Raw genomic sequence first — 15,205 nt, 5'->3', positions numbered from 1 at the left:
GGCCTTTTCTGCTTATAAGCCTTAATAGGTTTTCAGGAGCGGTATAAAAGGCTGGTCCTCATCTTTGTACAGAAAGCCCTTACCAACATGAAACCGCTGATATTTTTCCTGAAAACGGCACTACTTCTGTGTCTGATCCGGGCATCTGCCCTGGCGCAGGCCGACCCCATTGGCCCATCGGTAAAGCTACCCGATCATCCCCGCATTCTGCTACTCCAGGGTGAAGAGCAGGCCCTGAAGCGAACGATCGGGGCCAATCCAACCTGGAACAACTTTCACCAGGCCATCCTGACGGAATGCGACAATCTGCTCACGGTAGCCCCGGTAGAACGGATTCAGATTGGCCGCCGGCTGCTGGACAAATCCCGGGAAGCCCTGCGCCGGCTATTCTTCCTCTCCTATGCATACCGGATGACCCAGCAGCCTAAATACCTGCAGCGGGGGGAAAAAGAATTACTGGCCATTTCTGCCTTTAGCGACTGGAATCCGTCTCACTTTCTGGATGTGGCCGAAATGACCATGGCGGCTGCCATCGGTTACGACTGGCTGCACAAGGGCCTGTCCGCCCAGTCGCGGGCAACCATCAAAGAAGCCATTCTAAAAAAAGGAATTGAGCCCTCGTTCGACTCAAAATACAATGGCTTTCTGAAAGTGACCAACAACTGGAATCAGGTCTGCAATGCGGGTATGACCTATGGAGCGCTGGCCATTTATGAGGATCAGCCCGAACTGGCCCGGAAGGTTTTCAACCGCGCCATTGAAACCATTGTTCTCCCAATGAAGGAATATGCACCGGAAGGGGCCTATCCGGAAGGCTATGGCTACTGGGGTTACGGAACCGGTTTCAACGTCATGTTCATCAGCGCCCTCGAAAAAGCGTTTGGGAAGGATTTTGGCGTTTCGCAGCAACCCGGCTTTCTGAAAACGGCGGGGTATCTGGCCAACATGACCGGGCCCACCGGCAGTTCGTTCAACTACTCAGATGCCGGAACCGGCGGTAGCTTACAGCCTGCTATGTTCTGGTTTGCTTCCAAATTAAACGACCCCTCCCTGCTGTGGGTAGAACGGGACCGCTTAACGAAGGACGGTGCCGGCAAGTTCGTAAACAACCGCCTGCTGCCGGCTACCCTAATTTGGGGTGGAGGCATTGACCTGAACAACGTAGCTGAACCCAAAAGCCTGTTGTGGACAGGGGGCGGCAAGAATCCGGTAGCGCTGATGCGATCGTCGTGGAGCGATCCGGCCGCTATATTTGTCGGCCTGAAAGCCGGCTCCCCATCGGCCAGTCATGCCCATATGGATATTGGCTCGTTTGTGATGGAGGCCGACGGCGTGCGGTGGGCAATGGATTTCGGCATGCAGGATTATAACTCGCTGGAGTCAAAAGGTGTGCAGCTTTGGGGCCGGGATCAGAACGCCCAACGCTGGCAGGTATACCGCTACAATAACTTTGTTCATAACACGCTAACGGTTAACAACGAGCTGCAGGTGGTGGAGAGCTTTGCCCCGATGACCAGTACGTCTGCTTCGCCGTCCTTTACCAGTGCCACCACGGATATAACCCAGGCGTATAAAAACTCCCTGGCCAAAGCAAACCGCGGCATTGCCATTGTCGACAAAGCCTACGTAGTCGTTCGGGATGAGGTGGAAACGCTGCCGAAAGAGACCCTTGTGCGGTGGACAATGCTCACGCCGGCCGACGTAAAAATTACGGCTCCCAACCGGGCCGAACTCACTAAAGACGGCAAAAAACTGATTTTGCAGGTACAGGAACCGGCGGGTATAACGCTCAAAACCTCACCCACCAATCCTTCGCACGACTACGATGCCCCTAACCCAGGCACCACGCTGCTGACGTTCGATGCCCCGATGCCGGCCAGTTCCAAAGGAGCAATCACGGTGTTGCTACTCCCGGAAAAAACCGCTGGTAATGCCACGAAACCGGTTCAACCCCTAGCGCAGTGGCCGAAATAAACACTACCTTAGCCAATCAATAACACGTAACAACCGATATGCCCACCTTATTCCGCAGTACCCTAACCACTACCCTTCTGGCCATTACCGTTGGTTTAACAGCCACAACTATTCTCAAAGAACCCGTTGGCGTAGGCACCAGACCGCCCAAAGGCGCCGAAGTGCTGTTTGACGGTTCGCGCCAGATGCTCGACGACAAATGGACCTACTGGCAAGGGCCACGACTAGCTGCCAGCCTGCCCATTAAGTGGGAAATCGTGAAAGATCCGGCCGGTGCTGGCACAGCCATGAGCAGCAACGACCCCGCCGGTGCCGGTGGTAAATACGGAGCCGCCGACATTGTGACCAAGAAGCCTTTCCGCGACTTTCGCCTGCACGTGGAGTTCTACATCAGTAAGCCCGGCGGCAACAGTGGCGTTTACCTGCAAAACCGCTACGAGATTCAGGTGCTCGACGGAGACACCACCTCGCACGGTATGGCCGCAGTCATCAACGAATCGCCTTCGCCGTACTTCGCTTACAATGGCGTAGGCAAGTGGAACGCCTACGACATCCTGTTCCGGGCCGCCCGCTTCCAGAACGGCCAGCGCACCGAACCGGCCATGGTGACGATGTACTTCAACGGCAAAAAGGTACATACCAACCAGAAGATCAACCAGGTCTGGGGTGGCCCCAACTCCGGCATGGATGGCGGCAACAATGGCGGCAAAGGCATCACCGATGCGCCCGGCGGCCTGAAACTCCAGGCCGAAGGCCACGATGTACTCTACCGCAACATCTGGATTAAAGAAATGGACATCAAGGACGCGAATACGGATTTTTAAACACTATTTGTTTCACTTCTGACGAACACACAACTGAAAATTGGCCAATCACTTTCAACCGCTTACCGTTAAATAAATGGTTTAAGAAACAGGCGTCTGGCTTAGCTACATTGAGGTAACATTACAGTCAAATCCTTAATCAGGTAAGCCATGACTCCTGCAGCTGGTACCCTCTCCCGCGAAAATCTCGAATCCATTCGGCTATTAACCCTGTTGAGTGGGGTCGGCACGCTAACGTTTACCGGTGCTGTCCTGCTTCTTCACCTGATCAGTCCGGAGTTTGACCCCACGATTCGTTTCATCAGCGAGTACGGCGTGGGGTCGTTTGGGTACCTGCTGACGGCGGGTTTTCTAGCTCTGGGGGCCGGCTCTCTCCTGCTGGTGCTGGCTCTTTTTCGGCTGGAAAACGCGGGTGGGTTGGTGTGGAAAGCCGGAATCGCCTTACTCACGATATGGGGAGTTAGCGTGATGCTGGATGGCATATTTCCGATTGACGAAGGAGTGGAGCCGGTAACCTCTTCCGGTCAGATTCATCTTATGGCAGCCATGGTTGCCTTTCTTGCCCTGATGGCTGCGTCCCTGCTGCTCTCGCTCCGCTTCCAAAAAATGCCATTATTACGCTGGATGGCAACTACCGCCCTGGTTATTGTGGCCATCATCTTTATCTCCTTTATCGTTTCCATGGTCCTTGACACGGTCCTACAGGGGCTCACCCAGCGAATCTTTGTGCTGGCTTGTGTAGCGTGGCTTGTGTTTGTTGCCATGGGTGTCCGTTCCTCATTAGCACGGGCTACCCGCTGACTACTGGTGCCAGGCTGGACATGACGATTAGCTAACTGCTTCACCGAGGGTTGCGACTTTGCAGCCCTCGGCAGTTTACGCTTAATAGCTGAATTTCTTCTTAGAAAAGATTGCCCTGGATAGCATGGCCACAGTTTGGGTAATCGAACCTCTGGAATATTGTCGAAAAGTGTCTATACTTGGGAACAAACTCACCTCTTCTTCCTGCTATGAAATACCTCTCCTTTCTGTTCCTCGGAGCCATCGGCCTGCTCTGGTCCTGCCAATCCACGAAAACCGACACGGTCAATAACGAGGCCACGCTGAAAACCTACTTTGCAGCAGACACAAGCGGAGTAGCCGACGGGGGCGTTCGAATCATCCCCATCCAGACGCCGAAAGGAAAACTCAACGTTTGGACTAAACGTTTCGGCAACAACCCAACCGTCAAACTCCTGCTGCTCAACGGCGGCCCCGGTTCTACGCACGAGTACTTCGAAGGGATGGAAAGCTTCCTGCCCGCCGAAGGTATTGAGTTTATCTACTACGACCAGCTTGGTACCGGCAATTCAGACAACCCTAAAGACACGGCCTTCTGGGATCTGCCCCGCTACGTGGAAGAAGTGGAGCAGGTCCGTACCGCCCTGGGCTTGTCGACAGATAACTTCTACCTGCTGGGCCACTCCTGGGGCGGTATCCTGGCGATGGAATACGCGCTGAAGTATGGCAGTAACCTCAAGGGGCTGATCATCTCCAACATGATGGCTAGCTGCCCGGAGTACGGCAAATACGCCGATGAGGTATTGGCGAAGCAGATGGACCCGGCCGTGCTGAAGGAAATCCGGGCTCTGGAAGCCAAAGGAGCCTACAGCGACCCGCGCTACATGGAACTTCTCGTACCGAATTACTATACCCAGCACTTCTGCCGATTGCCGCTGGACCAGTGGCCGGAACCCATGCAGCGTGCCAACGGCAAGATGAATCAGTCGCTCTACGTGACCATGCAGGGGCCAAGTGAATTTGGCATTGCCGGCAAACTGGCAAAGTGGGACCGCAAAGCCGACTTACCCAAAATCACCGTGCCGACGTTGGTAATTGGTGCCCAGCACGATACCATGGACCCGGCCCATATGAAGTGGATGGCAACCCAACTTCCCAACGGCAGCTACCTGCATTGCCCCAACGGCAGCCACATGGCCATGTACGACGATCAGCAGACCTACATGAAGGGACTCATCAAATTCCTGAAGGGTGTGGATGCCGGAGAGAAGAAAATGACGTTGTAAGCGCCCGCCGGCGGCTACCCATTCCTGACAGTCTTGTGTGAGAACACCAATTTGCGAACCATTCGAGCGTTCTTGCTGGTTGTTTATGGTTTTGAATGACTGTTGACTGTCTACCCACGATAATAACCCTGTAGAAACAAGCGTTTCATTGCGGTAGGCGGGATCGACCAAGTTCTCGAGACCCCAGCTTCCTATAGTGCTATTTGTTGGCGTAATCCCCGTTAGTTGCCGCATGGGTAGTTACCTTTGCAAACAGGCACACAACCAAACTGCAATGAGAAAATTAAAGCTTCAGGTGCAAACAACCCTCAACGGATACATAGCAGGCCCAAATGGGGAAATGGACTGGATGACGTATAACTGGGACGATGCATTGAAAAACTACGTAACCAATCTTACCAAGCCCGTCGACTGCATCGTGCTTGGCCGGAATCTTGCTCAGGGCTTTATCCCGTATTGGGCATCGGTAGCGGCCGATCCGCATAATCCTGAGTTTTCGGCCGGCAGAAAATTTACCGATACCCACAAAGTTGTTTTTACCAAAACGCTGGACGAGCCAGTCTGGGCCAATACGGTGTTGGCGAAAGGTGACCTTACCGAAGAAATCAATGCCCTGAAAAGCCAAAACGGAAAAGACATTATTGCGTATGGGGGTGCCACGTTTGTATCGGCACTAATCAGACAGGGGCTGATTGACGAATATCATTTATTTATCAACCCCACGGCCATTGGGCAAGGAATGGTCATTTTCAGGGAGCTTGATGCTAACCAGCAGCTAACCTTAATCCGCGCTACGGCCTTTGACTGCGGAATTGTTGTACTTCATTACGAGCCAAAACGCAGCTAATGGGAGCTTTGGGTGGACTTGTCTATCCATGACACTCAACTAAACGTTTCCTATTGGCGGGAAGTGGGCAATGTCAAAAAACAGACAGGCACCGGATTAACTTTCCGTTCCCACCTTTACCTTTGCTATAGTTAACTTCAGGCCCTCCGTGTTCACGACTTACGCTGCCCTGACCAGACGCATACTCGGTCTTTTACTGACTACTTCTACCCTAATCGGTGCCTTTGCGCAAACCACGCCCCTGCCCAGCGAGCCGCTGGGTACCTGGTTTATCGGCACGCTTTCCGTACCGGGTGGCCCTAAAAAATGGGGTGGTTTCGCCGAAGTACAGGGCCGGAGCAACACGCTGTTCCGGGAGTTTTTCTATTATGAGCTGAAAGGTGGCATCAGCTACGACCTGAGCCCCAGTTTCACCTTTACGCTGGCCGGGGGCCGCTACGCCACTTATGATTACAAGGAATTGACCGACGGCCCGCTCAATACCGAAAAACGGTTCTGGCAACAACTGGTCATCAACCATTTTCTGGACCGGCTGCGGTTTGAGCACCGGTACCGCGTAGAGCAACGGTGGTTTACCTTCCGCGATGATTCGCAGTCATTCCGCAACCGCATCCGGTATCGCCTGAATATGTTTTTGCCCGTGAATAAGCGGACCATTACCAGCAATACATTCTTTCTGTCGGCATTCGACGAGATTTTCCTGAATCCGACGGGGCCTACCTTTGAGCGAAACCGCCTGTATGCCGGAATTGGTTACCAGCTAAATAACGCCCTGACGCTACAGCTTGGCTGGGTGAACCAGACCAACTACAATCCGGCTTCTTTTGAAAAGGGCATCTTTACCCCGCAGTCGGCATCCGCTAAAAACAACGTTGTGATTCAGGTCACGTACCGGATTGCCCGCCGGCAAGGTTCAGCAACTCCCCCCGAAAAGCTACCTTCACAGCAGGACTGAAGCGGGTTAATTACCTGAACCGGAAAAACGTCTGACCTCCTTACCGAATCCGGCGGTCAATCTCGCTCAGCAGGTACGTTTTGGGGTCACTGAAGTACTCCCAGAACATGACACCGGCCAGGCCGTTCTTTTTCACGTAACGAACCTTGGCCTTTACCGATTTTTCGTCATCGTACGAGATAAAGCGCTTCAGATTGGCATTGTACAGGTAGGGCGCTTTGGCTTGCCGGTCCCAATAGCGTTTATAGGAGGGGTTCGTCAGCAGACTGTCTTTGATGAACGTATAGCCACCGCCCCGCTCGACTTTCGTAATGGTGCGCGGATGCGCTTTCGGATCATCGTTCTGCAACTGCCACGCCCGGCCATAGAAGGCGATGCCCAGCACCAGTTTTTCGGCAGGAACCCCATTCTGTAGATACAACTGTACGGCCCGGTCACCGGAGCTTTCGTTCGTGACCCGCCCGGTTGGGTAGAGGTTCGTATGGTGCCCGGCGTTAGGTCCGCCGGTGAAAAAGTCGTAGGACATCACGTTGATAAAATCCAGGTACTGCTGGGCTTCGGCCATATTGGTATGCGTGAAGATACCTTCAAAGCCGGGCAGGGCGGTGGTCACCAGGTAGGTCTTGCCGGTCTGCCGACCCAGCTCGGTAAGCTGCTCCCGCAGGGCTTTGAACATAAGGGTGAAGTTCGCCTTGTCTTCGGGCCGGAACACATTGTCTTCTCCTTTCATGCCGGGGTATTCCCAGTCGATGTCGATGCCGTCCAACTGGTACTGCCGGACAATATCCACCGCCGAAGCGGCAAAAGCCGCCCTGGAGGTATCGGTCAGCACAGCGTCGGAGAAATTTTCGCTCCAGGTCCAACCGCCAATGGAGATAAGGATCTTCAGGTCGGGATTCCGTACCTTCAGTTGGTTGAGTTTGCGAAAGTTGGTGGTATCCGTGCGCAGATTGTGCAGCCACGCCCGATTATCTTTGATGTCGACAAAAGCGTAGTTGATATGTGTTAATTTTTCAGCGGCAATCTGTTCGGTATCCACCAGTCCGCGATACCCACCGACATACGCCAGAACAATGGGGCGGGGTTGGGGAGCAAAACCGGCCGCCAGCAGCGCAGCAACCGCAAGTATAGGAAACAGGCACAACAATTTATGCATAGACGATTCAGGCTTAGGAGGTGACGGGAGTCAAAACAGCGACCCAGGGTGCAAATTAATGAACAACCCCGAATCTTTGCTCCTTACCTGCTTGTCTTTCGCCAGCTAATGGCTGATTTCTATAAAAAGTAAGGCCCGTTACTCCCCGTAGCCGTAAGGGATCACTCACGGGCAACGAGTCGTAACGGGCCAGGTGACAGAGCCTCCGCGGCCGGAACTCCGTCTATTCAGGCAGGCGGCTGCCTTACCGGCACCTTATTTCTTCGGGTCGGCACCGTATTCATTGGCGCTTCTGGTGCCTTCTGTAATAGCCAGAATGAAGTTATAGATGGGGATGAGCGCAAACCAGCCGCTCTTGCCCACATCGTGCATCCGGCGAATACATACAGCCACATACGGCACCAGAATGGCTAGTGTGTACAGGGTGCTCAGTATACCGGCACTCTCGAAGAGCAGGCCTTCGATAAAGCCCAGGGTAAACGATATGCCAAAATTAACCAGGACAAAATACCAGTACTCGCTCCGGCGGGCGCGGCCGTTAAAGTCGGCGTACTTCTTCAGGACGGTGAGGTAATAGTCTACGGCGACAAAGCCAGTTGAGGTTGCTGCGGTTGAATTAGGTAATGTGTTCATGATGGTGTGTGAATTTGTTTAGATGCCTACTCGGTTCGGTTTTCGGCGGCCCCGTTGTTTTGATGAGTCAAAGGTGGGACACAGGCAGGGCGGTTTCCAAAATAAATACCGTGAGTAGTACCCGGACTCTACTGAATAGTTGTAAAACCACCATAAGAGGTAAGAGACAACCGGGCGATTCCACCGCCATATGGCCGGCGTTTACACCAGCTTCTGCGCAATCGCTTTGACAACGGCTTCGGGGGCAGAGTTGACGTGGAGTTTTTCGTAGATGTTCTTGATGTGGTGGTGGACCGTGTTGAAGCTGATGGCGCAGGCATCGGCAATCATCTTGTAGCTCATGCCCTTTACCATACAGGTCAGCACCTCCCGTTCGCGGGTGGTGAGGTCTACGTAAGCGGATTGCGCCTGCACAAACTGGTTCTGGAACATACGCAGCACCTTGGCGGCAATGCCCGGCGACATATGCGCCCCGCCCCGGTACACATCCTGAATCGCCAGCATGACCTCATCCGGGTCCGGACTTTTCAGCACGTAGCCCGAGGCACCGGCGCAGATAGCCGAGAAGATGCGATGTTCATCTTCAAACACCGTGTGGATCAGCACTTTGGTCTGCGGATAGACTGCCTTAATGTGCTGCAGGGCTTCGATGCCCGATAAGCCCGGCATCTGAATATCCATCAGCACCACATCGGGCTTGTGTTTGCGCACTTTGGCAACGGCTTCGTTAGCGTTTTCGTAGGCACCAGTCACCAGTACCGCGTCGGTACTTTCGAAGTAGCGGCTCAGGCTCTGCCGCAGGCTTTTGTTGTCTTCAAACAGGAGTACGGTAATCATAAGGCCGGAGACGGATGATTGACTACGGCATCAAACGCTGGCACCGGCACCCGGATCGCGACCGCAGTGCCAACGTCCTTGACCGACGTTACCTGAACAGAGAAATTACCGTCACCGGCCCGCTTCTGAAAATTCAGCAGACCGTTACCTTCGGTATGAGCCGCCGGATCAAAACCCCGCCCATTGTCGGAAATGGTAATCTCCAGTTGCCGGTCTGCCAACCCAATCTGCAGGCTAACGCCGGTAGCCTGGGCGTGTTTAATGATATTATGCAGGGCTTCCTTGACGGTCAGATAAATATTCCGGCGCTGCTCCATGGAAAATGGCGGTAACGCATCAGAAACCACATCGCAATCGACGTTCAGCAAGATACCCTGGTTAGTCAGCATCGTGACCGCCACCGTCCTGAGCCGCTCCAGCAATCTTCCAGGGGCATCATTATCCGGATTGAGCGCCCAAACTGTATCGCGAATGGTATGGATTGTCTCTTCCGAATCGGCTTTGATCTGAGCCAGAATAGGCTGGATGTCGGGCTGCTGTCCGTTTACTTTCTTCTGCACCAGTTTGGTGGAGATGGCGATGCTGGTCAGGGTAGCGCCTACTTCGTCGTGGAGATCACGGGCAATCTCGTCGCGGATGCGCAGGAGTTTGTCTCGCTGTTGTAGGTTCTCCTGAAGTTGGGTAATGAGTTGCTGCTGTGTGATGGTTTGTTGTTGGCGCTCCTTACTGGTGCGTTCGGCCAAAACCAGACCCAATATGAAAATTTCTACCAAAGAGCCAACAAAATAAGCGTTATTGAACGGATAATACGGCAACCACACAATCTCAAATAGCGATAAAATACCGATAATCATAGAGGTAAGGCCGATACAAAAAGCCAATGCGTACCACCGTACCCTTTTAAAATCCTTTACACTCACATAGATTACACTGATGAGTAGAAAACAATTATTAATGGCAATGTAACCGACGTACTCAATACCAATCCAGTGAAGTACACGACGAAGCGGGGTGAGGTACTGACCATAGTATTGGCCGGTAATTCCAACAAAAACAGACACCAGATAATCAAGTATGTCTACGCAAAGCCAGCTAATGATGAGGTAGTAGAGTACTTTAGAATACTTGCCTACCTGAGTAAGTTTAATCAGGAAGATTGTCCATGAAGCTGCAAAAATCAGATGAAGCGGATAAACAGTACGAAAACGAGTATAAAAGGTGTCTTGCCCAAAAATCTCTAGCATATAGCCACTACGATCCAGAAACCAGTGTGCATTGACATACACGAACAAGGCGTACCAGCCAACAAGGGGGTCTCGAAGCCGCAGAAAAAATACCAGTGCGAGCAGAAAGGTTAGTACATAAACGCCGGCCAGACCACCTTGCCAGAACGTTGTTTCTTTCTGGTAACGCATGGCCTCACCCAGAGTAGTCACCTGTAAATAGTCGTTAAAAAAATCCTGAGGAGCAACCGTCAGGGCGAGATGAACCGTACGAGGCCGCTTACCTATTGATACAAACGATTGAGCGATGGTAGCTACCCGATTTCCGAAAGGCATCTTTGAGTCGCCATGCGTAACGGTAAGGTTCCCATTCTCATCCAATACATGCACATCCATTCGCTTGTATCGCCATACCGACGAGTAGAGGAACAGCTCCGTACCGGTCCGGTTTTCTATATGGAAACGCAGCCAAACGGTACCAAGGCGTATACCCAATTGTATAGCCTTTTGCCGGTTAATGGACTTAAACGAATCGAGCGGAAAACGGGATACCTGCTCATAGGTCAGCGCATGGGTCAAATCCTCCAGGTAATAGACATAAGGTGCCACCGGATTGGCTTTACGGGAGTAGGTGATGTTCAGCACCGGCTGGCTTATGGCTGGTGCTGACAAAAACAGGAGCAGCAGAAGCGTACGGACTCGCATCGGAAGTGCACGAATAAAAGTTGCTTAATTATGCTGTTTTTCAACCGAATATATCAAAATATCGGTATTAGCAGGAACACAGCGGCACTTGTTCGGCCTGCCAGGATTCATTTTTGTTCCATGACAAACGCCGTGCTTTGCCATACGATCATACCCCGCCTAATTTCAAAACAATCTGTGGCAAAGGGGACGGCAACGAGCGGACTGTCGGCTGTCCAGATAATAAATACTTTGTCCTCTTTAGCCGTCAACTTTTTTATCTCCAAGGTCGTACTCCCTTTGGGCAAAAGGGTAAACGCGTAGGAAAAGAAAGCGGCAATAGCGTCTAAACCAACAATCTCGCCATCTGGTGTCCAGACTTCAGACTGCTCTGTATAATCTTTCATGAGCTCGCCTAAATCATTATTCCTTAAAGCCTCTAAATGATGTTGGAAAATACGTTCTGCTTTGATTTGTTGCGTTTCCATAAGAAATTGGTTTAGTAACCCTCACCGCCGGGGCGAAGATCAATACCTTTGTTAAGAAACCAAATCTACTGCTTGACCAACCCTTACGCCATCCCCAATATTGGGGAGTTAACAGGCTGTAAATTGCGTTCGCGTGCGGTGGTGCGTAATGGTCAAAATGACTAGTAGCCAATTTTTAAGGGTGTAGGACAGCAGATTAGCCAAGTAAATTTTAAATCTGAATGAAAATTTACTTGGTTAATGGCCAATAAAGTTTACTGGCTCCGGAAAGAGTCCGGGTTTGTAGCATTCACTTCGTCTGGGACGAGCTGCGCAACCTGGGTGTGACGCTGTAATCGGTTTTTACGCCCTAAACCCGTGGGCTGTTTTGATCGCCATTTGCAGGTTCTGGACGGGTATATCAGTGCGAACGGTACAGTTAGCCCCCAGAATCACATGCGAAGGGGCATCCTTCAGCACCTGCTCAACAGCCTTCTTCACTTCAGCCGGTGTTCCCGTCGACAAGACACCGTGCCGATCCAGCCCACCCATCACTGGCCGGTTGAACAAGTCTGCTGCCTGTTTCAGGGACAAAGGCTTACCCTCAGCTGCCAGGGGCACACTTACCACCTGACCGGGATAATCGGCAAACCGGTTGTTAAATTCGCCGTAGGCGCCTTCGTAGTCGCACACGTGCAGAATGTTAACCGGCGTTAGCTGGGCCACTTCTTTCTGCACCAGCATATCGAAATTTTTAATTACCCGGTTGAATAGCGCCCGGTCGGCCACGGCGTTTGACTCTCCACCCTGCGAACAGGTGTAAAACCCATCGGCTCCGGCTTTGGCAGCGGCCCGCACGTAGTTCATGATCGACAAGGCGATGTTCTCCATACCCCGGCTGACGGCTTCGGGATCTTCCTGCACGTGCTTCAGCAGGGTTTCTTTGGGCACCACCATGTTGGCCATCTGGTAGTGCGAGTACATCGTGGGTATAATCAGGGCCTCCGGTTTGGCAGCTTTGACCAGGCCCCGGATGACGTACAGCGTCGGCTCAAACCACTCCTCCTTAAGTATCGGTATTTTGGCCCAGTCAGCAGGGGTTTTTACTTCTAAGGTTTTGGGGTACCGCTGCTCAAACTGCACCTTGACGAGATCCATACCGGTTGCCCGGAAGTAGTCGAGGTGCGCCTTGATGGCGGCATCGCCGGTATGCTGCCCGGCGGGGAAGTGCAGAAAGAAGGCAGCCGGTACGTAGTTGGGCTTGCCCGATTTGTCAAGCACCTGCATCACCAGATCACGCTTGGATTTGGCTGGGGCAACGGATTTGGCAAACGTATTTGGCAAGTTGCCGGCCGAAGCTGCCGCCAGGGCAGACGTAGCAATAAACTGACGCCGGTTTATCGACGCTGAGCAGCTTTGGTTCGGAGTATTCATGGCGCTGGCAGGGGTTTAAATAGGTTTTGCGGGTTTATGACAAATATAGAATGTTCATCGAACTATTTGCCCAGCCAACGACGTAGCCCGTGGCAGCCTTGTGCCAATTTGTTCAGCTATCGCCAGCCCCGGCACCTGCATCCTCACCACCGTCCCCTGACCTATTCCAGACTTTACTTCCACCAAAAATCCGCCTTCAGCCGCTCGCTTCCGAAAATTGGCTAACCCATTTCCATCGGTTTGAGCCGCCTTGTCAAACCCGCGTCCATCGTCTGAAACGGCAATCAGCAACTGCTTAGCCTGCCGGTGAATCTGTACCCGCACCTGACTGGCCTGAGCATGCTTCACAATGTTGTGAATGGCTTCTTTGAAAACCAGGTAGATGTTACGGCGCTGCTCCATCGAAAATGGAGGCAGTTCAGTTGGAGTTAGGTCACAATCGAAGCTCAGAGTCATGCTCTGATTCGCCAAAAGCTGAAGCGCTACCGACCGCAGGCGCTCCAGAAACTTTTCCGGTGCATCATTATCCGGATTCAAGGCCCAGACCGTATCCCGAATGCTGTGAATGGTCTCTTCCGAATCGGCTTTGATCTGGTCCAGAATGGGTTGAATCTCGGGCTGTTGTCCGTTTACTTTCTTCTGCACCAGTTTGGTGGAGATGGCAATGCTGGTCAGGGTAGCGCCTACTTCGTCGTGGAGATCACGGGCAATTTCGTCGCGGATGCGCAGCAGCTTATCCCGCTGTTGTAGGTTCTCCTGAAGTTGGGTAATGAGTTGCTGCTGTGTTTGGGTTTGTTTTCGGCGATGTTCATTGGCGTGTTCCGCCAGGGCGTAGGCGAGAATTATCATTTCCAGAACGGAGCCAAACACAAACAGGTAATTGTAGGGATAATACGGAAGCCAGGGTATATTGTAAAGCGAAAACATGCTCACAAGCATTGCCGAAATACCAAAACCGAAAGCTAACGCATACCAGTGCACTTGCCGAAAGTTTTTCAGGCTTACGTAAATTAGGCTGATGAGCATTAACGAAAGGGTGATGATGAGCTTGCTGGCCCAGTCGATACCTATGTTAGCAAGCAGCAAGTTAAGAGGCGCAACTGACTCCCCCCACATCCTGGTGAGGGAAGCTATGGAATGGTTGAGCACATCAATGCTTATCCAGCCAATCAGCAGATAATACAGAAATTTGTTGTATTTCCTAAGTTGTAAGACCTTAATGTGAAAAATAGCCCAGCATATACTGAAAACAAACCGCTGCGGATAGTACTGGCTAAATTCAAAGTATAGGGAGTCGTCACTCAGAAACTCAAAAAAGTACCCGCTTCGTTGCAGAAACCAGTGGATGTTGGTAAACAAAAACAATGTATACCAACCCAGAACATCCAATCGTAAACGAATCCAGAACACAACAGCATACACGAGCAGCAAAAGGTAAGTGCCCACGACTATACCCTGCCAGAAACCCGTCTGCTTGCGTTCCAAAATGGTGTGACCAACATTCGAAATTCGCAGATACTCATTAAATATACCTCTTTCGCCGGCCACATAAATCAATTCCGGATGCCGGCCCAGCGGAATGACAGGTTGCGCGGTGGGCACCTGCCGCTTACTTGCCGATTGGTTCAAACCGACCTGATGGGTTGATAACTTACCCTCTGTATCCAGTACATACACTTTCCACGAACCATACAATTGCTGAAGAAACTTCAGAAATAAATCCTCATCCGTCTCGTTCCTGATTGCAACCCGTACCCATACAGTAGCAGACGGAGAGGCAAAATTGAAAGGCCCTTTGCTGGTATAAGTCTGAAAGGAATCCTCCGGCATTTTTCTCACCTCATCAAACCTCAGTTTATGCGTTTTGTCTTCCAGGAAATAAGCGTATGTCTCTATGGACGTATTCGTCCGGGCATCGGTGATGGTCAGTACCGGCTGGCTTAGCGCCGGCAGCACGATGCCCCACAGTAGCATGATGAAGAGGGAGCGCATGAGGTTAACAGGAAAAGAGGTTCAGGTAGAGAAAGGTAGGCAATGGACACTGTGAATCAAAGCGATAGTTATTCCTTTTCGTTATCGGTAGGGGTGTTTATGCAATAACGGGC

General features: G+C 52.0%; 13 protein-coding genes. 6 read left to right on the top strand and 7 right to left on the bottom strand.

Annotated elements, in window-relative coordinates; genetic code table 11:
• Nucleotides 1-87 precede the first annotated feature (87 nt).
• The 6 genes from ABD949_RS29920 (at nucleotide 88) to ABD949_RS29895 (ending at nucleotide 6,666) form a co-directional block, all read left to right on the top strand.
• Entirely contained in the window at nucleotides 88-1,974 is a 1,887-nt protein-coding gene (locus ABD949_RS29920; RefSeq protein WP_345250113.1) for a heparinase II/III domain-containing protein, read from the top strand.
• A 38-nt stretch (nucleotides 1,975-2,012) separates the two neighbouring features.
• Nucleotides 2,013-2,798, top strand: coding sequence for a 3-keto-disaccharide hydrolase (locus ABD949_RS29915; RefSeq protein WP_345250111.1), 786 nt, complete (start codon nucleotides 2,013-2,015; stop codon nucleotides 2,796-2,798).
• A 150-nt stretch (nucleotides 2,799-2,948) separates the two neighbouring features.
• Complete coding sequence (locus ABD949_RS29910; RefSeq protein ID WP_345250109.1) at nucleotides 2,949-3,599, top strand: DUF998 domain-containing protein; 651 nt, start codon at nucleotides 2,949-2,951, stop codon at nucleotides 3,597-3,599.
• A 209-nt stretch (nucleotides 3,600-3,808) separates the two neighbouring features.
• Nucleotides 3,809-4,864, top strand: coding sequence for a proline iminopeptidase-family hydrolase (locus ABD949_RS29905; protein WP_345250107.1), 1,056 nt, complete (start codon nucleotides 3,809-3,811; stop codon nucleotides 4,862-4,864).
• A gap of 274 nt (nucleotides 4,865-5,138) precedes the next feature.
• The gene (locus ABD949_RS29900) at nucleotides 5,139-5,711 is read left to right on the top strand and encodes a dihydrofolate reductase family protein (protein ID WP_345250106.1); all 573 of its coding nucleotides are present in this window, start codon (nucleotides 5,139-5,141) and stop codon (nucleotides 5,709-5,711) included.
• 148 nt (nucleotides 5,712-5,859) lie between these two features.
• On the top strand, nucleotides 5,860-6,666 hold the full coding sequence (locus tag ABD949_RS29895; protein ID WP_345250104.1) for a DUF2490 domain-containing protein: 807 nt from the start codon (nucleotides 5,860-5,862) through the stop codon (nucleotides 6,664-6,666).
• A gap of 40 nt (nucleotides 6,667-6,706) precedes the next feature.
• Here the strand turns inward: ABD949_RS29895 and ABD949_RS29890 are convergent, their stop codons facing one another.
• The 7 genes from ABD949_RS29890 to ABD949_RS29860 all read right to left on the bottom strand — a co-directional run bounded on the left by ABD949_RS29890 (nucleotide 6,707) and on the right by ABD949_RS29860 (nucleotide 15,092).
• Nucleotides 6,707-7,822, bottom strand: coding sequence for a glycoside hydrolase family 18 protein (locus ABD949_RS29890; RefSeq protein ID WP_345250102.1), 1,116 nt, complete (start codon nucleotides 7,820-7,822; stop codon nucleotides 6,707-6,709).
• 255 nt (nucleotides 7,823-8,077) lie between these two features.
• Nucleotides 8,078-8,455: a DUF805 domain-containing protein gene (locus ABD949_RS29885; protein ID WP_345250101.1), complete on the bottom strand. Its 378-nt coding sequence runs from the start codon at nucleotides 8,453-8,455 to the stop codon at nucleotides 8,078-8,080.
• A 201-nt stretch (nucleotides 8,456-8,656) separates the two neighbouring features.
• Nucleotides 8,657-9,292, bottom strand: a complete 636-nt coding sequence (locus ABD949_RS29880; protein WP_345250099.1) for a response regulator — start codon at nucleotides 9,290-9,292, stop codon at nucleotides 8,657-8,659.
• Nucleotides 9,289-11,220 carry a sensor histidine kinase gene (locus ABD949_RS29875; protein WP_345250097.1) on the bottom strand — a complete coding sequence of 644 codons (1,932 nt, stop codon included), beginning with the start codon at nucleotides 11,218-11,220 and terminating at the stop codon, nucleotides 9,289-9,291. Before ABD949_RS29875 ends, ABD949_RS29880 begins: the two co-directional genes overlap by 4 nt.
• Nucleotides 11,221-11,327: 107 nt before the next feature.
• Nucleotides 11,328-11,687, bottom strand: coding sequence for a nuclear transport factor 2 family protein (locus tag ABD949_RS29870; protein WP_345250095.1), 360 nt, complete (start codon nucleotides 11,685-11,687; stop codon nucleotides 11,328-11,330).
• A 342-nt stretch (nucleotides 11,688-12,029) separates the two neighbouring features.
• Nucleotides 12,030-13,100, bottom strand: coding sequence for a uroporphyrinogen decarboxylase family protein (locus tag ABD949_RS29865; RefSeq protein ID WP_345250093.1), 1,071 nt, complete (start codon nucleotides 13,098-13,100; stop codon nucleotides 12,030-12,032).
• Nucleotides 13,101-13,154: 54 nt separating this feature from the next.
• Entirely contained in the window at nucleotides 13,155-15,092 is a 1,938-nt protein-coding gene (locus tag ABD949_RS29860; protein ID WP_345250091.1) for a sensor histidine kinase, read from the bottom strand.
• Nucleotides 15,093-15,205: the final 113 nt, after the last annotated feature.

This window comes from Nibrella saemangeumensis, assembly GCF_039541915.1.
GTDB classification, from domain to species: Bacteria; Bacteroidota; Bacteroidia; order Cytophagales; family Spirosomataceae; genus Nibrella; species Nibrella saemangeumensis.
The sequence above is the reverse complement of the archived record's forward strand: the minus strand, read 5'-3'. Positions and strand labels throughout refer to the sequence as shown.